The sequence below is a fragment of the Pseudomonas sp. S2_C11 genome (assembly GCF_054668395.1).
In genome coordinates this window covers 59794-78768 of the sequence record NZ_CP162765.1, presented here as the reverse complement: position 1 = coordinate 78768, position 18975 = coordinate 59794, and the positions used below count along the sequence as shown (strand labels likewise).

At 59.0% G+C, this 18975-nt stretch carries 14 protein-coding genes and 1 tRNA gene; 12 read left to right on the top strand and 3 right to left on the bottom strand.

Going from position 1 to position 18975, the window contains the following annotated elements:
* The first annotated feature begins 51 nt into the window (after positions 1-51).
* From AB4N48_RS00340 to AB4N48_RS00330, 3 genes are all read left to right on the top strand, one after another.
* Positions 52-1323: a YeaH/YhbH family protein gene (locus AB4N48_RS00340; RefSeq protein WP_039757709.1), complete on the top strand. Its 1272-nt coding sequence runs from the start codon at positions 52-54 to the stop codon at positions 1321-1323.
* On the top strand, positions 1320-2882 hold the full coding sequence (locus AB4N48_RS00335; RefSeq protein WP_024014545.1) for a SpoVR family protein: 1563 nt from the start codon (positions 1320-1322) through the stop codon (positions 2880-2882). The genes AB4N48_RS00340 and AB4N48_RS00335 overlap by 4 nt, the downstream gene beginning before the upstream one ends.
* Positions 2883-2945: 63 nt before the next feature.
* Complete coding sequence (locus AB4N48_RS00330) at positions 2946-4175, top strand: multifunctional CCA addition/repair protein (protein ID WP_460094611.1); 1230 nt, start codon at positions 2946-2948, stop codon at positions 4173-4175.
* 85 nt (positions 4176-4260) lie between these two features.
* On the opposite strand, the gene folK is transcribed toward AB4N48_RS00330, so the two are convergent.
* Together folK and folB are read right to left on the bottom strand one after the other, a co-directional pair.
* Positions 4261-4779 (bottom strand): 2-amino-4-hydroxy-6-hydroxymethyldihydropteridine diphosphokinase, encoded by a 519-nt coding sequence (folK, locus tag AB4N48_RS00325; protein WP_122699657.1) that lies wholly within the window; start codon positions 4777-4779, stop codon positions 4261-4263.
* Complete coding sequence (folB, locus tag AB4N48_RS00320) at positions 4770-5126, bottom strand: dihydroneopterin aldolase (RefSeq protein WP_016772885.1); 357 nt, start codon at positions 5124-5126, stop codon at positions 4770-4772. Before folB ends, folK begins: the two co-directional genes overlap by 10 nt.
* Positions 5127-5200: 74 nt before the next feature.
* On the opposite strand from folB, the gene plsY reads away from it, so the two are divergent.
* The gene (gene plsY, locus AB4N48_RS00315; protein WP_150636800.1) at positions 5201-5770 is read left to right on the top strand and encodes a glycerol-3-phosphate 1-O-acyltransferase PlsY; all 570 of its coding nucleotides are present in this window, start codon (positions 5201-5203) and stop codon (positions 5768-5770) included.
* 23 nt (positions 5771-5793) lie between these two features.
* Here plsY and tsaD read toward each other — a convergent pair whose 3' ends face one another.
* A complete protein-coding gene (tsaD, locus tag AB4N48_RS00310; RefSeq protein ID WP_039757706.1) occupies positions 5794-6819 on the bottom strand; it encodes a tRNA (adenosine(37)-N6)-threonylcarbamoyltransferase complex transferase subunit TsaD in 1026 nt (341 codons plus the stop codon).
* A 199-nt stretch (positions 6820-7018) separates the two neighbouring features.
* Between tsaD and rpsU the strand changes: the two genes are divergently transcribed.
* From rpsU to AB4N48_RS00270, 8 genes are all read left to right on the top strand, one after another.
* A complete protein-coding gene (rpsU, locus tag AB4N48_RS00305) occupies positions 7019-7234 on the top strand; it encodes a 30S ribosomal protein S21 (RefSeq protein WP_002551877.1) in 216 nt (71 codons plus the stop codon).
* 486 nt (positions 7235-7720) lie between these two features.
* Positions 7721-9685, top strand: a complete 1965-nt coding sequence (gene dnaG, locus AB4N48_RS00300; protein WP_076564352.1) for a DNA primase — start codon at positions 7721-7723, stop codon at positions 9683-9685.
* Between the two features lie 67 nt (positions 9686-9752).
* Complete coding sequence (rpoD, locus tag AB4N48_RS00295; RefSeq protein ID WP_460094609.1) at positions 9753-11600, top strand: RNA polymerase sigma factor RpoD; 1848 nt, start codon at positions 9753-9755, stop codon at positions 11598-11600.
* A 125-nt stretch (positions 11601-11725) separates the two neighbouring features.
* Positions 11726-15472, top strand: coding sequence for a bifunctional diguanylate cyclase/phosphodiesterase (locus tag AB4N48_RS00290; protein ID WP_150743538.1), 3747 nt, complete (start codon positions 11726-11728; stop codon positions 15470-15472).
* Between the two features lie 15 nt (positions 15473-15487).
* Positions 15488-15564: transfer RNA gene (locus tag AB4N48_RS00285), tRNA-Ile, on the top strand.
* Positions 15565-15758: 194 nt separating this feature from the next.
* Positions 15759-16331: a PBECR2 nuclease fold domain-containing protein gene (locus AB4N48_RS00280; protein WP_056786649.1), complete on the top strand. Its 573-nt coding sequence runs from the start codon at positions 15759-15761 to the stop codon at positions 16329-16331.
* Between the two features lie 272 nt (positions 16332-16603).
* Positions 16604-17065, top strand: coding sequence for an Lrp/AsnC family transcriptional regulator (locus AB4N48_RS00275; protein WP_041476707.1), 462 nt, complete (start codon positions 16604-16606; stop codon positions 17063-17065).
* Positions 17066-17288: 223 nt separating this feature from the next.
* A complete protein-coding gene (locus AB4N48_RS00270) occupies positions 17289-18971 on the top strand; it encodes a flavin monoamine oxidase family protein (protein ID WP_024014552.1) in 1683 nt (560 codons plus the stop codon).
* The last annotated feature ends 4 nt before the right edge of the window (positions 18972-18975 follow it).

Genomic DNA, 18975 nt, shown 5'->3' with positions numbered 1-18975 from the left:
CTTCCACTTGCAGCTTGCAGCTCAAAACTTGAAGCTCCCCGGAGGGGCCTTATGAGCTATGTGATCGACCGACGCCTCAATGGCAAGAACAAGAGCACGGTAAACCGTCAGCGTTTTCTGCGGCGTTACCGTGACCACATCAAAAAGGCTGTCGAAGAGGCAGTCAGTCGCCGCTCCATTACCGATATGGAGCACGGTGAGCAGATCAGCATTCCCGGTCGCGACATCGACGAACCGGTGCTCCATCACGGACGCGGCGGCAAACAGACCGTGGTGCATCCCGGCAACAAAGAGTTCACGGCCGGTGAACATATCGCCCGTCCACCGGGCGGCGGCGGTGGGCGCGGCCCGGGCAAGGCCGGCAATTCAGGCGAAGGAATGGACGAGTTCGTCTTCCAGATCACTCAGGAAGAGTTCCTCGAATTCATGTTCGAAGACCTTGAATTGCCGAATCTGGTCAAACGCAACCTGACCGGCACCGACACGTTCAAAACCGTCCGCGCCGGGATCAGCAACGAAGGTAACCCTTCACGCATCAATATCATCCGCACGTTGCGCTCGGCTCATGCGCGTCGTATCGCCCTGTCCGGCAGCAGTCGCGCGAAACTGCGCGAAGCCAAGGAAGAGCTGGCGCGGCTCAAGCGCGAAGAACCGGACAACTTCGGCGATATTCAGGAACTCGAAGCTGAAATCGAGAAACTCAGCGCGCGCATTCACCGCGTGCCGTTCCTCGACACCTTCGACTTGAAATACAACCTGTTGGTCAAGCAACCCAATCCCAGTTCCAAAGCAGTGATGTTCTGCCTGATGGACGTGTCCGGTTCTATGACGCAGGCCACCAAGGACATCGCCAAGCGCTTTTTCATCCTGCTGTACCTGTTTCTCAAGCGTAACTACGACAAGATCGACGTGGTGTTCATCCGTCACCACACCAGCGCCCGGGAAGTGGACGAAGAGGAGTTTTTCTATTCTCGTGAGACCGGCGGCACCATTGTTTCCAGCGCCCTGAAGCTGATGCAGGAAATCATGGCCGAGCGCTATCCGAGCAACGAGTGGAACATCTACGCCGCTCAGGCCTCCGATGGCGACAACTGGAACGACGATTCGCCGATCTGCCGCGACATCCTGATCAACCAGATCATGCCGTTTGTGCAGTACTACACTTATGTGGAGATCACCCCGCGCGAACATCAGGCCCTGTGGTACGAATACGAACGCATCGCCGAAGCCTTCTCTGACACGTTTGCCCAGCAGCAACTGGTCTCGGCCGGAGATATCTATCCGGTCTTCCGTGAACTCTTCCAGCGCAGGTTAGTGACATGACCGCCAAAGAGCAGAAGCGCCAACCGATTTCCACCGGCTCCGAATGGACATTCGAGCTGATCCAGACCTACGACCGCGAAATCGCCCGGATCGCGGCCCGTTATGCTCTGGACACCTATCCCAACCAGATCGAAGTGATCACCGCCGAGCAGATGATGGACGCCTATGCCTCAGTGGGCATGCCGCTGGGCTATCACCACTGGTCCTACGGCAAACACTTCCTCAGCACAGAGAAATCCTACAGTCGCGGGCAAATGGGCCTGGCTTACGAGATCGTGATCAACTCCGACCCGTGCATCGCCTATCTGATGGAAGAAAACACCATCTGCATGCAGGCGCTGGTGGTGGCCCATGCCTGCTATGGCCACAACAGCTTCTTCAAGGGCAACTACCTGTTCCGTACCTGGACTGACGCCAGTTCGATCATCGATTACCTGGTGTTCGCCAAGCAGTACATCATGCAGTGCGAAGAGCGCCACGGCATCGATGCCGTGGAAGATCTGCTCGATTCCTGCCATGCCCTGATGAATTACGGTGTCGACCGCTACAAGCGCCCGTATCCGATTTCCGCCGAAGAAGAGCGCCGGCGGCAGAAGGATCGCGAAGAGCACATGCAGAAGCAGATCAATGATCTGTGGCGCACCATTCCCAAAGGCGCGGACAAATACAGCGACAAGGACAACGCCCGCTTCCCGGCCGAACCGCAGGAAAACATCCTCTATTTCATCGAGAAACACGCGCCGCTGCTGGAACCCTGGCAGCGCGAGATCGTGCGCATCGTGCGCAAGATCGCCCAGTATTTCTATCCGCAGCGCCAGACCCAAGTCATGAACGAAGGCTGGGCAACGTTCTGGCATTACACGCTGATGAATGACCTGTATGACGAAGGCCTGGTGACCGACGGCTTCATGATGGAATTCCTCACCTCGCACACCAGCGTGGTGTTCCAGCCGGGTTTCGACAGTCCGTACTACAGCGGTATCAACCCCTATGCATTGGGTTTCGCCATGTACCGCGACATTCGGCGCATGTGCGAAGAGCCTACCGAAGAGGATCGCCGCTGGTTCCCGGACATCGCCGGTTCCGACTGGCTGTCGACCATCAAGTTCGCCATGAGCAGTTTCAAGGATGAGAGCTTCATCCTGCAGTACCTGTCGCCCAAGGTGATCCGTGATCTGAAGCTGTTCAGCATTCTCGATGACGACCAGAAAGACGACTTGCTGGTGCCGGCCATTCATGATGAGGGCGGCTACCGCATCATCCGTGAAACCCTGGCAGCGCAATACAACCTCGGCAATCGTGAGCCGAACGTGCAGATTTACAGCATCGATCGGCGCGGTGATCGCTCGCTGACCCTGCGCCATCAGCAGCACGACCGCAAACCCTTGGGCGACTCCACCGAAGAAGTCCTCAAGCATCTGCACCGGCTCTGGGGCTTCGACATTCATCTGGAAACCCTGCAAGGCGACCAGATCATGAAAACCCATCACGTGCCGCCACGCAGTGAACACAGCGAAGGCGATTACGGCCGGCTCGATCTGGCCGTGATTCATCTTTGATCCGGTTCCGGCCTCCGAAAGTCTGACGCAAGGGTTATCCTGTCGGACTGACGGAGGTTTTTTATGCAGGTTTACAAGGTTGGCGGCGCAGTACGTGATCGCCTGTTGGGGTTGCCGGTCACTGACATCGACAGGGTCGTGGTGGGCGCCACCACGGAGGAAATGCTCGCCAAGGGATACCGCCCGGTTGGCGCCGATTTTCCGGTGTTTCTGCACCCCAAAACCGGTGAGGAATATGCCCTCGCCCGTACGGAACGCAAGAGTGGCCGGGGTTACGGCGGCTTCACCTTCTACGCAAGTCCCGAAGTGACGCTTGAAGAAGACCTGATTCGCCGCGACCTGACGATCAATGCCATGGCCGAGGACGATCAGCTCAACCTTACCGATCCGTACCATGGCCAGCGCGATCTTGAAGCGCGAATCCTGCGCCATGTATCCCCGGCATTCGCCGAAGATCCGCTCCGTGTCCTGCGTGTTGCCCGTTTTGCTGCGCGCTACGCAGGATTGGGCTTTACGGTCGCCGATGAAACCATGGACTTGATGCGCCAGCTCAGTGAGTCCGGCGAATTGCAGGCGCTGACTGCCGAACGTAGCTGGAAGGAGATTTCCCGGGCACTGATGGAAGATCATCCACAGGTGTTCATCCAGGTCTTGCGCGACTGTGGCGCACTCAAAGAGCTATTGCCGGAAGTCGACGCCTTGTTCGGCGTGCCGCAGCCAGAGACCCATCACCCGGAAATTGACACAGGCCTGCACACCCTGAGCGTGCTGGAGCAATCAGCCCAGCACAAACAACCACTGACAGTGCGCTGGGCCTGCCTGCTGCATGACTTGGGCAAAGGCCTGACGCCGGAAGATGAGTGGCCCAGGCATATCGCCCATGAGCACACCGGGCTGAAGCTGATCAAAGCGGTCAACGAGCGCTTCAAGGTCCCCAAGGACTGTCAGGAACTGGCGCTGCTGGCCGGCCAGTACCACACCCATGGGCACCGGGCGCTGGAGTTGAAAGCCTCGACGCTGCTGGAGTTGCTGCAGAGCTTCGATATCTATCGCCGACCGCAGCGATTCGAAGAGTTTATCGCCGCGTGCGAGATGGATGCCCGTGGCCGCAAGGGCCTGGAGCAGCGCAGTTATCCACAGGCGGATTATTTGCGCGGAGCGGCGAAAGCTGCGCGAGCGGTGGCGGTGCAGCCGCTGCTGGAAAAGGGCTTCAAGGGGCCGGAACTGGGTGAAGCGCTGAAGCGGGAACGACTGAATGCGTTGAAAGCCTACAAAGAGGCGGCGACAGCCTGATAAAAAACTTCGCGAGCAGGCTCGCTCCCACATGAGACCTCGATCCAATGTGGGAGCGAGCCTGCTCGCGAAAGCGCATTTGATATCACCGCAAATCCGAAGGCGTGAGCTGCTCCCCCCGCCATTCGAACGCAACCGGCGCCAACACCTGATCAATCTGCGCCTCGGCCCACAACGTCGCAAAGCTCTTGCCCACCCCCGGATGCACCCGATCCGGCGCAATCAACGACAGCGGCCACAGCACAAAGGCATTTTTCAGGATTTCAGCACGCGGCAGCATCAATCCATCGAAATTACCCACCAGATCGCCATACAGCAGCACGTCGATATCCAGCGGCAGACCTTTGCGATCCGGGGCATAACGACCGTTGTCCGCCTCGATGAATTTCAAGCGGCGGTCGAGCTCCATCAATGGCAGATCGGTGTAGGCCGAGACCACAAAATTGAAGAACGGCCCGCTCTTGATGCCCACCGGTTGGCTCTCGAACACCGCCGAACAACGGATATCCACCAGGAACGTGGCCAGCGCATCGAGACCGGCGCGCAAATGGGTTTCACGCTCGATATTGCTACCGAGCCCGAGGTAGACCTGAGTCAGCGACATCCGCGCTCGATCTCCACACCCACACCACCCTTGGCCGCTGGAACGGCGCCCGGCTTGGTCAGTTTCAGTCGCACCCAGGTGATCTTGAATTCGGCCATGAGCACTTCAACCAGACGCTCGGCGAAGGTTTCGACCAGCTGGAACTGCGCTTGCTCGGCGAAGGCCTGAATGCGCGTAGAAACACTGGCGTAATCGAGCGCCAGGGTCAGGTCGTCACCGGCGGCGGCCGGGCGATTGTCCCAGGCGAAGCTCAGATCAAGACGCAGGCACTGACGGATGCCGCGCTCCCAGTCGTAGGCACCGATCACGGTGTCAACTTCCAGGCCCTCGATAAACACTCTGTCCAAGCACTTCTCTCCGCTGCACGACAAGGGCGCGATGCGCCGTTAGAATCAGGGCGTCCTCGCCCGGAATAGTTAGCATGTTTTGGTTACTGGCGATTCTCGCCTACCTGCTCGGCTCGCTGTCCTTTGCCATTTTGCTCAGCCGCCTGACCGGAAATCCGGATCCGCGAATGAGTGGCTCGGGTAATGCCGGCGCCACCAACATGCTGCGCCTGGCCGGTCGCAAACTGGCGATCCTGACCCTGCTCGGTGATCTGTGCAAAGGCCTGCTGCCGGTGCTGATCGCCTCGGGCGCGGGCCTTTCAATGCAGGATCAGGCCTGGATTGGTGTGTGCGCCGTGATCGGTCACCTGTTCCCTTTGTACTTTCGCTTTCGTGGCGGCAAAGGCGTTGCCACTGCCGCCGGCATGCTGCTCGGCCTGTATCCACCCGCCGCGCTGCTGGCAGTATGTGCCTGGCTACTGACGTTTTACCTGACCCGCACCAGCTCGCTGGCGGCGCTGATTGCCACGCCACTGACCCTGCCATTGCTGGCCTGGCAGGAGCCGGAAGCCCTGCTGCCAACGAGCGCGCTGACCTTGCTGATTGTCTGGCGCCATCGCGGCAATCTACGCGACCTGTTTGCCGGGCGCGAACGGCATTTCTGACTGCCGTCCATGAGCGTCGCTCATTACAGCGCCGACAACTGCTCCATTGGCCAGCGTGCCTGCACGGTGATTGCCAGACTTTCCTGCTGACCGGCCTTCAGGCGCTGGCAACCGGCAAATGCGATCATCGCGCCATTGTCGGTGCAGAACTCCGGGCGCGCATAGAACACATCACCCTTCATATCGCCGAGCATTTTTTCCAGCGAAACCCGCAACGCCTTGTTGGCGCTGACGCCGCCGGCAATCACCAACCGCTTCATGCCTGCCTGTTTCAGGGCGCGCTTGCACTTGATGGTCAAAGTCTCCACCACGGCCTGCTGGAACGCCAGCGCGATGTCGCAACGGGCTTGCTCGCCGTCGTCCCCGGCGCTGACGCATTGCTGCCAGGTATTGAGGGCGAAGGTTTTCAGGCCGCTGAAACTGAAGTCCAGACCCGGGCGATCACACATCGGACGCGGAAAGGTGAAACGTCCTGCGACGCCCTTCTCGGCCAGCTTGGCGATTTCCGGCCCGCCGGGGTAATTGAGGCCCATCATCTTCGCGGTTTTGTCGAAAGCTTCGCCGGCCGCATCGTCGAGCGTCTCGCCGAGCAGGCTGTATTGGCCAATGCCGTCGACCTGAACCAACTGGGTATGACCACCGGAAACCAACAAAGCGACGAACGGGAATTCCGGCGGTTTCGGTTCCAGCATCGGCGCCAGCAAGTGGCCTTCCATGTGGTGCACGCCAAGCGCCGGAATGCCCCAGGCAAACGCCAGCGCCTGCGCGCAGGATGCACCGACCAGCAGCGCGCCGACCAGGCCAGGACCTGCGGTGTAGGCGATTGCGTCGATCTCGGTCGGCACACAGTCGGCCTCGGCCAACACCTGACGGATCAAGGGCAGCATGCGTTTGACGTGGTCACGCGAGGCCAGCTCCGGCACCACACCGCCATAGACACGGTGCAGGTCGATCTGACTGAACAGCGCGTCGGCCAGCAGACCGCGTTCACTGTCATACAATGCGACGCCGGTTTCGTCGCAGGAGGTTTCTAATCCCAGTACTAGCATGGGTTTGCGCCTTGTTTAGGCTGAATTCGAAGGCGCGCATAATAGTCGCCACGTGATGCCCCGACCAGCGGTTTTCGATCAGAGGCTTTGCATTCCGAGCGATGAGGGGTTAACATCCGCAACCCTTAAAAACCGACGTCTTCAAGTGCTCTTTTGCCGCGAGGATGTTGACCCCGGTAATGAATGAAGGTAGCTCTGGATGCCAGCCGTCAAAGTAAAAGAGAACGAACCCTTCGACGTAGCTCTGCGTCGTTTCAAGCGCTCCTGCGAAAAAGCCGGTGTACTGGCTGAAGTTCGTAGCCGCGAATTTTACGAGAAGCCAACTTCTGAGCGTAAGCGCAAGGCAGCAGCCGCTGTTAAGCGTCACGCCAAGAAAGTTCAGCGCGAACAGCGCCGCGCCGTTCGTCTGTACTAATCCACAGACGTTCGTAGCAAGCTTCTTGCCTAAGCCCGGCCCTCAGCCGGGCTAATGGCATTTGCGTAAAACGCTTGATGCTTCACCGTCGACGCCGCCGATGCGACCGAGACAAATCTGCTTCACCGCGTCAGGCCTGGCTCTTTTGCCAGCGGTGCACGTCTTTTCTGACGAGCCTTTCAAGGCTACTGACGAGCACACCCACTGATTCCTCTTACGACGATCAGCCCAAGGCACCTGCATGCGTGCCCGCTTTATTGAGCTATCCGAGGTCGACAATCGGCCGTCAGCGGATTCAGCGCAACACTTTCACATAGTCGAAGACTGATAGGTACTAACGTCAGTGGATTTTCGGCAGATACACTTCCCGACAGCGATTACGCAGACGAGACCGGTCGAGCCGCACTTTTTGTGCGTTTCCAGCAATGGCCCGCGTCCGACGGCCTGTCGCAACGGATTTATTGCAGCGCAGACGACGAGAACGCCATGGCCGGGCTGATTCCCCAGAGCTTCATTGACGACCTGCTGAACCGCACCGACATCGTCGACGTGGTCAGCTCGCGCGTGCAATTGAAGAAGGCCGGCAAGAACTACACCGCCTGCTGCCCGTTCCATAAAGAGAAAACCCCGTCATTCAGCGTCAGCCCCGACAAACAGTTCTATTACTGTTTCGGCTGCGGCGCCGGCGGCAACGCCCTCGGCTTTCTCATGGATCACGACAACCTGGACTTCCCCCAGGCCGTCGAAGATCTGGCCAAAGCCGCCGGCATGGAAATCCCCCGCGAAGAAAGCGGTCGCGAGCGCAAGCCGCGCCAGCCGACCGATTCGCCGCTGTACCCGCTGCTGACCGCCGCCGCTGATTTTTACCGGCAGGCACTCAAGAGTCATCCGTCGCGCAAGGCTGCGGTGGATTACCTCAAGGGGCGCGGGCTGACGGGCGAGATCGCTCGGGATTTCGGCCTCGGTTTTGCGCCGCCGGGCTGGGACAACCTGCTCAAGCATCTGAGCAGCGACACGTTGCAACAGAAGGCCATGATCGAAGCTGGCCTGCTGATCGAGAACGCCGAAACCGGCAAACGCTATGACCGCTTCCGCGATCGCGTGATGTTCCCGATTCGCGATACCCGCGGACGAATCATCGCCTTCGGCGGCCGCGTACTGGGCGACGACAAGCCCAAGTACCTGAACTCACCGGAAACACCGGTATTCCATAAAGGCCAGGAACTCTACGGCCTTTATGAAGCACGCAAAAATAATCGCAACCTCGACGAAATCATCGTCGTCGAGGGTTACATGGACGTCATCGCCCTCGCCCAGCAAGGCTTGCGCAATGCCGTCGCCACGCTGGGTACCGCGACCAGCGAAGAACACCTCAAGCGCTTGTTCCGCGTCGTCCCGAACGTATTGTTCTGCTTCGACGGCGACCAGGCCGGCCGCAACGCAGCCTGGCGTGCACTGGAAGCGACCCTGCCGTGCCTGCAGGACGGTCGTCGCGCGCGGTTCCTGTTTTTGCCCGAAGGCGAAGACCCGGACACTCTGGTTCGCGCCGAAGGCACCGATGCTTTCAAGGCGCGCATCAATCAGCACGCGCAGCCGCTGGCCGATTATTTTTTCCAGCAACTGACCGAAGAAGCCGACCCGCGCTCACTTGAGGGCAAGGCGCACATGGCCACCCTCGCCGCACCATTGATCGACAAGGTGCCGGGCGCAAACCTGCGTATTCTCATGCGTCAGCGCCTGACCGAAATCACTGGCCTGAGCAGCGAAACCGTCAGCCAATTGGTTCAGAGTGCGCCGCAGGAAGCACCGCCCGCCTACGATCCGGGCTTCGATTATGACGCCATGCCGGACTACAGCGACTACCATCAGCCGCAGGCGCAGGACATGTATGCGCCGCAGCAGGAATGGACGCCGAAGAAACCCGGCGCCGGCGGCAAGAAGTGGGACAAGAAACCGTGGGACAAGAACGGCAAGCGTGGTGGCGATCGCGAACAGCAGCGCCCGCGCACGCCGATTGGCGTTGAATCGCCAACCCTGACGGCACTGCGAACATTGCTCCATCATCCGCAACTGGCCAAGCGCGTCGAAGACGCCGGGCACATTGCCGATGAAAATCAGACCAACGCCCAGCTGCTTGTGGCGCTGCTCGAAGCCGTACAGAAGAATCCCAAGCTAAACTCATTTCAGCTGATCGCGCGATGGCACGGTACTGAACAGGGTCGCTTACTCAAGGCGCTGGCAGAAAAGGAATGGCTGATTGACGGAGATAACCTTGAACAACAGTTTTTCGACACCATTACTAGCTTGTCCGCCCGCCAACGCGAGCGAAATCTCGAACAGTTACTCAGGAAAGCGCGGCAAAGCGAACTGAGCGTCGAAGAGAAAAATCAACTGCGCGACCTTTTAAGTCGCAATGTTTCCGCATCAAACCCGACCTCAACTGGCGCGTGAGGTCATAGCTCAGGTATAATCCTCGGCTTGTTTTTTGCCCGCCAAGACCTTCAGTGGATAGGGTGTTATGTCCGGAAAAGCGCAACAGCAGTCTCGTATTATTGAGTTGATCAAACTGGGTCGTGAGCAGAAGTATCTGACTTACGCCGAGGTCAACGACCACCTGCCCGAGGATATTTCAGATCCGGAGCAGGTGGAAGACATCATCCGCATGATTAACGACATGGGGATCCCCGTACACGAGAGTGCTCCGGATGCGGACGCCCTTATGTTGGCCGACGCCGATACCGACGAGGCCGCTGCGGAAGAAGCAGCCGCTGCGTTGGCGGCGGTGGAGACCGATATCGGTCGCACCACTGACCCGGTGCGCATGTACATGCGTGAAATGGGTACGGTCGAGCTTCTGACCCGTGAAGGCGAAATCGAAATCGCCAAGCGGATCGAAGAAGGCATTCGTGAAGTGATGAGCGCGATTGCGCACTTCCCAGGCACGGTTGACCACATTCTCTCCGAGTACACCCGCGTCACCACCGAAGGTGGTCGCCTGTCCGACGTCCTGAGCGGTTATATCGACCCGGACGACGGCATCGCGCCGCCTGCGGCAGAAGTGCCGCCGCCGGTTGACCCGAAAGCCGTCAAGGCCGACGACGATACCGACGACGATGATGCCGAATCTTCTGACGATGAAGAAGAAGCCGAAAGCGGTCCGGATCCGGTCATCGCTGCGCAGCGCTTCGGTGCCGTCGCCGACCAGATGGAAATCACCCGCAAGGCCCTGAAAAAGCACGGTCGTCACAACAAGGCAGCCGTTGCCGAGTTGCTGGCCCTGGCCGAGCTGTTCATGCCGATCAAACTGGTGCCGAAGCAATTCGAAGCCCTGGTCGAGCGTGTACGCAGTGCCCTGGATCGCCTGCGTCAGCAAGAGCGCGCGATCATGCAGCTGTGCGTACGTGATGCACGTATGCCGCGCACCGATTTCCTGCGTCAGTTCCCGGGCAACGAAGTCGACGAAAGCTGGTCCGACGCCCTGGCCAAAGGCAAGAGCAAGTACGCCGAAGCCATCGGTCGCGTGCAGCCGGACATCATCCGTTGCCAGCAGAAGCTGATTGCGCTGGAAACCGAGACCGGCCTGACCATCGCAGAAATCAAGGACATCAACCGTCGCATGTCGATCGGTGAGGCCAAGGCCCGCCGCGCGAAAAAAGAGATGGTTGAAGCCAACCTGCGTCTGGTGATCTCGATCGCCAAGAAGTACACCAACCGCGGCCTGCAATTCCTGGATCTGATCCAGGAAGGCAACATCGGCCTGATGAAGGCGGTGGACAAGTTCGAATACCGTCGCGGTTACAAGTTCTCGACTTATGCCACCTGGTGGATCCGTCAGGCGATCACTCGCTCGATCGCCGACCAGGCGCGCACCATCCGTATCCCGGTGCACATGATCGAGACGATCAACAAGCTCAACCGTATTTCCCGGCAGATGCTGCAGGAAATGGGTCGCGAACCGACCCCGGAAGAGCTGGGCGAACGCATGGAAATGCCTGAGGACAAGATCCGCAAGGTACTGAAGATCGCCAAAGAGCCGATCTCCATGGAAACCCCGATCGGTGATGACGAAGACTCCCATCTGGGCGACTTCATCGAAGACTCGACCATGCAGTCGCCAATCGATGTCGCCACAGTGGAAAGCCTGAAGGAAGCGACTCGCGAAGTGCTGTCCGGCCTCACTGCCCGTGAAGCCAAGGTACTACGCATGCGTTTCGGTATCGACATGAACACCGACCACACGCTCGAAGAGGTGGGCAAACAGTTTGACGTAACGCGTGAGCGGATCCGTCAGATCGAAGCCAAGGCGCTGCGCAAGCTGCGCCACCCGACGCGAAGCGAGCATCTGCGCTCCTTCCTCGACGAGTGATACCAGAACCCCCGGCCCAGGCCGGGGGTTTTGTTTTATGGCAGATTAAATTCCCCGCTCCGCCCTCCCCGTCGCGTACCCCGTCTACACTCGAAACAATCATCCCAAGCCCTGACGAGAGCGTTATGCCCAGACTGGCGCCCGTGCTTTTTCTGCTGTCATTGATGATCTGCACCGCCACGGCTGACGCGCTGACTCTCACCGATGAAGAACGCAGCTGGCTGGCGGCTCACCCTGACTTGCGCCTGGGTGTTGATGCATCGTGGCCGCCCTTCGAGTTCCGTGACGATCAGAACCGCTATCAGGGCCTGGCTGCCGACTATATCGAGGTGATCCGTGAACGTCTGGCAATCAAGCTGACGCCCATCGAACCGGCAAGCTGGACGGTGGTGCTGGAGCAGGTCAAAAAAGGCAAGATCGATTTGCTGCCGGGAATCATGTCCACGCCGGAACGCCAGAATTACCTGTCATTTACCCGGCCGTACCTCGACTTCCCGATCGTCATTCTGGCCCATGTCGGCGGGGCCCAGCCGCGCAAACTCGACGACCTGTACGGTCTGAAAATCGCCGTAGTGGAAAACTACGCTCCCCACGAACTGCTGCGCACTCACCATCCCGATCTGAATCTGGTGGCCATGCCCAATGTTAGTTCGGCGCTGCAAGCCCTGGCGACCGATGAAGTGGACGCGGTGGTCGGCGATCTGGCTTCCAGCGTCTGGAGCCTGCGCCAGCTCAAACTCGACGGCCTCTACGTCAGCGGCGAAACCCCGTATCGCTATCAACTGGCGATGGCCGTGCCCCGCGACAACAAGATGTTGGTGGGCATTCTCGATAAAGTCCTGGCCGACATGACACCGGCGGAAATCAGCAGCATTCAGGAACATTGGGTCGGTAATGTGCTCGACCACCGCACATTCTGGTCAGATCTGCTGATGTATGGCCTGCCCGGTCTGTTGTTGTTGATGACGGTGCTGGCCGTGGTGATTCGCATCAACCGCCGCCTGAGCTCGGAAATCTCCCGGCGCATCGACCTCGAACAGGAATTGCGCAGCAGCGAATATCACTACCGCGGTCTGGTGGAGAGCTTGTCGGCGATCGCTTGGGAAGCGCGGATGAGCGACTTCACCTACAGCTATGTTTCGCCCCATGCTGAAGACCTGCTCGGGTATCCACAGTCTCACTGGCTGATTCCGGGTTTCTGGCACAACATCATTCACCCGGCCGACCTGACCCGCACGCAAAACTATTGCAGGGAAGCGCTGCGCCAGGGCCGCGATCACATCGTCGACTATCGCGTGATCACCGCCGACGGCCGCTGCCTGTGGGTGCGCGACATTGTCAGCCTGATCGAGCATGGCCACGAACCGGTGATGCGCGGGTTGATGATCGATATCAGCGAAATCAAACGCACCGAAGAAGCGCTGCGGCTGTCCGAGCAGAAGTTCGCTTCGGTGTTTGAGCAATGCCCGGACATTCTGGTGATTGCGCGCCTGTCCGACGGCTGCCTGCTGGAGGTCAACGAGGCCTTCGAGGAGCAGATCGGCCTCAGGGCCGAGGATGTGATCGGCCAGACCGCCACCAACCTCAATATCTGGGGCATTCCCGGGGTCGGGCCGGGCCTCTTGCAGCGTTTGCAGGCCGGCAGCATCCGTAATCTGGAAATGCCCTTTCGCCGCAACAACGGCCAATTGTTCACCGGGCTGATTTCCGCCGAGCCTTTCGACCTCGACACCACCCCGGCGCTGGTGGTGGTAGTTCGCGACATCAGCCAGCTCAAGGAAACCCAACAGCAACTGCAAACCTCTGAAGAGAAATTCGCCAAGGCTTTCCATGCGTCGCCCGACGGCCTGTTGCTGTCGCGCCAGAGCGACGGCCTGCTGCTGGAGGTTAACGAAGGTTTCAGCCGCATCACCGGTTTCAACAGCGCCATGTCGGTGGATCGGTCGACACTGGACCTGGGTATCTGGGTCAACCTCAACGAACGCAAGCAGATGCTCGATCTGCTAAAGCGCGACGGGTTTGTCCGCGACTTCACTTGCCACATCCGTCGCAGCGACGGGCAGATTCGCCTGTGCGAAGTGTCCAGTCGACCGCTGCCGATCGGCGACGAGGATTGCATGCTGACCATCGCCCGCGACATCACCGAACGCCATCTCATGCAGGAAAAACTGCAGCAGGCCGCGACCGTTTTCGAGAGCACCGCCGAGGGCGTGTTGATCACCGATACTCAACAACACATCAGCGCCGTCAATCGCGCTTTCACCGAAATCACCGGTTACAGCGAAAGTGAAGCGCTGGGCCACACGCCACGCTTGCTGGCGTCAGGGCTGCATGACAGCGCTTTCTACGCGGCGATGTGGCACCAATTGACTGACGAAGGCCACTGGCAAGGCGAGATTTCCAACCGGCGCAAGAACGGCGAGCTGTACCCGAGCTGGCTGACCATCAGCGCCGTGCGCAATCGCGACAAGTTCATCACTCACTTCGTCGCGGTGTTCGCCGATATTTCCAGCCTCAAGCATGCGCAGGCCAAGCTTGATTACCAGGCTCACCACGACCCGCTCACCGGCTTGCCAAACCGCACCTTGTTCGAGAGCCGCCTGCAAATGGCCCTGACCAGCCAGCAGGAAAATGGCGGCCAGGGTGCCGTGCTGTTTCTCGATCTCGACCGTTTCAAACACATCAACGACAGCCTCGGCCACCCGGTCGGCGACCTGTTGCTCAAGGGCATCGCCGTGCGCTTGAAAGAACAATTGCGCGATATCGACACGGTCGCGCGGCTGGGCGGCGACGAGTTCATCATTCTGCTGCCGGGCCTGCAGCAAGCCAGCGATGCCGACAACATCGCGACGAAACTGCTCAACTGCTTCGGTGCGCCGTTCCAGGCCGGCGAACACGAGTTTTTTATCAGCGCGAGCATCGGCACCAGCCTCTATCCCCGCGACGGCTGCGATGTCGCCACCCTGGTGAAAAACGCGGACGCGGCGATGTACCGCTCCAAAGCCAAGGGGCGTAACCGCGTTGAAAGTTACACCCGCGACCTCACCGCCCAGGCCAGCGAGCGCGTAGCGCTGGAACACGAACTGCGCCGCGCCATCGAGCGCGATGAGCTGTTTCTCTATTACCAACCGAAAATCAGCCTGGTCGACCACAGTCTGGTCGGTGCAGAGGCGCTGATTCGCTGGCGCCACCCAACCTTCGGCGACGTGCCGCCCGAGCATTTCATTCCGCTGGCCGAAGAGAACGGCATGATCCTGCAGATCGGTGACTGGGTGCTGGAGACCGCTTGCCGGCAAATGTTCGAGTGGAGCCGAATCTACCAACCGCTCGGGCCGCTCTCGGTGAACCTCGCTGGCGCGCAGCTGCGTCAGCCGAACCTGTTGGTGCGCATCGAGCAACTGCTCAAGGACAACCGCCTCAGGCCGGATTTACTGCAACTGGAAATTACCGAGAATTTCATCATGAGTCAGGCCGAAGAGGCGCTGGCAGTGCTGCACCAGCTCAAACACCTCGGCGTGCAACTGGCGATCGATGACTTCGGCACCGGCTACTCCTCGCTCAGCTATCTCAAACGCCTGCCGCTGGACATCCTCAAGATCGACCAGTCCTTCGTCCGCGGACTGCCTGACGACCCCCACGACGCGGCCATTGTGCGCGCCATCATCGCGCTCGGTCGCAGCATGCAATTCACCGTGATTGCCGAAGGCGTGGAAACCCAGGCGCAACAACAATTCCTCGCCGCAGAAGGTTGTGAACAGATCCAGGGCTACATCGTCAGCCTGCCGCTGCCCCCGGACGAATTCGCCGCGACGTTTCTGCATATAACCGTATCGGATTTTTCGGATAGCACAGCCGCGAAACCGTCGCTATAATCCGCGGCCTACTGAGGGCCTATAGCTCAGTTGGTTAGAGCAGAGGACTCATAATCCTTTGGTCCACGGTTCGAGTCCGTGTGGGCCCACCAAATTGAAAAGCCGCGCTGAATGCGCGGCTTTTTTGTGGGTGCGGTTTCTCAGTCTGGCTAATTCCGACCCAGGAAGAAAGCTGCGCTATCTGTAGGATCATTCTGAAGCGATGCTTCCGGGACGTTTGCAGCCTTGTGAGGCTTTCCTGCGAGCAATTAATCTCCTGACGCCATCGCCGCCCAGGACTGTTTCCATGCTCATGAATGCTGCTCCAACAATCAGCGAAGCAGCCGACCAAGCAACCTGGATCGATCTTGCCCTACCCGACTTGAGAACACTCTCAAAAGAACTTCGATCAGCCGCAATCACAGAAATAAAAAGGGCTGACGATGCAGCGGGTGCCTTGGGAATACTCTTGGAATACTTCGGATTCATCGATGAGTCTGTTATGGCCGTCACGATCCTGACGCCGATTGGAAACGTTGCGGTTGCGAGAGACAAACTGGCCCACATCGTTGAAAAACGCCCGGACTCGCGCGAGCGCTATGTTCGACACGCTATCGATACCTTAACGGGACCCTTTGAAATATGGAAAGTCCGATACGATAACGGCGGACACCGCGTGGCATTCATCAATGCCTATGAGGCAAAAAATGACATGCTTGTGGTTGTAGACATTCGGAATGGACACGTTCTGTGGAATTTTATGCACGCTCCGGCGAGAGCCATGAACAGGCATCGAAAAGGCGAGCTTTTGTATAGGCGGTACATTCTTACGGACAAAAAAAGGGCAGCCATCGGGCTGCCCGTAACATCTAAATCCTGATATTTGCATCCTCAGGAAATGGGATGAAGAGGTCTCACCTGACACCGATGTTGCAGCATCGCTGAGGTACCTACATCTGCTAATGCCCTGCAAGGCAGCAGATTTCGCGCTCTTGTTGGCATTCTTGGGAAACAGGGCAGACAAGTCAAATCAATTGTCAGAACATTTGTTTCATCAAATTCATCAGTGACCACTTTGCTATGGCGCAAAAGCCTTTCCTTATTTGCCTGTAAAGTGCGCCTCCCTCCGACTCAACGCCAATGGAGCCCACCTTGCCAGACACCCGCCAACCCATCCTCGACGAAATCGACCGCCAGCTAATCGCCGCGCTGCAAATCAACGCCCGCGAAAGCGTGGCCATGCTCGCCCGTCAGCTAGGCATTGCTCGCACGACGGTGACGTCGCGGCTGGCCCGGCTGGAAAAGGCCAGAGTGATCACCGGTTATGGCGTGCGTCTTGGTCAGCGTGTAGTCGATGGTGGCTTGCAGGCGTACGTCGGGATCAAGGTGCAGCCGCGTTCCGGCAAGGACGTGTTGCGGCGTTTGAGTGCGATGGCGCAGGTGCAGCAGTTGTGTGCGGTGAGTGGCGAGTTTGATTATGTGGCGTGGTTACGCACCGATTCGCCGGAGCAGCTCGATCAGCTGCTGGATCAGATTGGCAGTGTCGATGGGGTGGAGAAGACCACGACTTCTATCATTCTGAGTAGCAAGATAGATCGGGGTCAGCCGGTTTAAGATTTTGATCGAGCTTCTCGGGTGAATTTCAGAGCCTCTTCGCGAGCAGGCTCGCTCCCACATTTTGGTCGGTATGCAGCCTGAAATCGTCAATCTGCACAATAATCAGGCAAAACGACGACACATTGCGTCTTATTAACGCGCTCCACGCTCCCTAGAATGGCTGACATCTTTTCCTATACTCAGACGTGAATCCTGCGTCGGGTCGCCAACAAGGTCAGCCATGAACAAGAACAACCGCCATCCTGCAGACGGAAAAAAACCAGTCACCATTTTCGGTCCGGACTTTCCGTTCGCGTTTGACGACTGGATCGAGCATCCCGCCGGCCTGGGGAGCATTCCCGAGCAGCACCATGGCGCTGAGGTGGCGATTGTCGGGGCGGGCATTGCCGGTCTGGTGGCTGCGTATGAACTGATGAAACTCGGTTTGAAACCGGTGGTGTACGAGGCGTCGAAACTCGGCGGTCGTCTGCGCTCGCAAGCCTTCAACGGTACCGACGCCATCGTCGCGGAGCTTGGCGGCATGCGCTTTCCAGTGTCCTCCACGGCGTTCTATCACTACGTGGACAAGCTCGGCCTCGAAACCAAGCCTTTCCCCAACCCGCTGACCGGTGCTTCGGGCAGTACCGTGATCGATCTGGAAGGCGAAACCTATTACGCCGAAAGCCTGAAGGATCTTCCTGCTTTGTTCCAGGAAGTCGCTGACGCCTGGGCAGATGCGCTGGAAGCCGGTTCGCAGTTCTCCGATATCCAGCAAGCCATTCGCGATCGCGATGTGCCGCGCCTGAAAGAGCTGTGGAACAAGCTGGTGCCGCTGTGGGACGACCGGACCTTTTATGACTTCGTCGCCACCTCGAAGGCCTTCGCCAAATTGTCGTTCCAGCATCGCGAAGTGTTCGGCCAGGTCGGTTTCGGCACCGGCGGCTGGGATTCGGACTTCCCCAATTCGATGCTGGAAATCTTCCGCGTGGTGATGACCAATTGCGACGATCACCAACACCTGGTGGTCGGTGGCGTCGAGCAGGTGCCACAGGGCATTTGGCGCCATGTGCCGGAGCGCTGTGTGCACTGGCCGGCCGGCACCAGCCTGAAATCCCTGCACCGTGGCGCGCCGCGTTCCGGCGTGAAGAAAATTGCTCATGCACCGGAGGGCCGTTTCGCCGTTACCGACAACAACGGTGACACCCGCGAATACGCCGCCGTCCTGACAACCTGCCAGAGCTGGCTGCTGACCACTCAGATCGAATGCGATGAAACCCTGTTCTCGCAGAAGATGTGGATGGCCCTCGACCGCACGCGCTACATGCAGTCGTCGAAAACCTTCGTGATGGTCGACCGGCCATTCTGGAAGGACAAGGATCCGGAGACCGGCCGCGACGTGATGAGCATGACCCTCACCGATCGCCTGACCCGTGGCACCTATCTGTTCGACAACGGCGACGACAAGCCGGGGGTGATCTGCCTGTCGTACTCGTGGATGAGCGACGCGTTGAAAATGCTCCCGCATCCGGTGGAAAAACGCGTTGAGCTGGCGTTGAACGCACTGAAAAAGATCTACCCGAAAGTCGACATCGCCGCGCGGATCATCGGCGACCCGATCACCGTGTCGTGGGAAGCCGATCCGTATTTCCTCGGTGCCTTCAAAGGCGCCCTGCCCGGCCATTATCGCTACAACCAGCGTATGTACGCGCACTTCATGCAGGACGACATGCCGGCCGAACAGCGCGGGATTTTCATCGCCGGCGACGACGTGTCGTGGACACCGGCGTGGGTCGAAGGCGCGGTGCAGACTTCGCTCAACGCGGTGTGGGGCATCATGAAACATTTCGGCGGCTCCACACATAAAGAGAACCCCGGCCCGGGTGATGTGTTCAAAGACATCGGCCCTATCGCCCTGCCCGAGTAAGAGG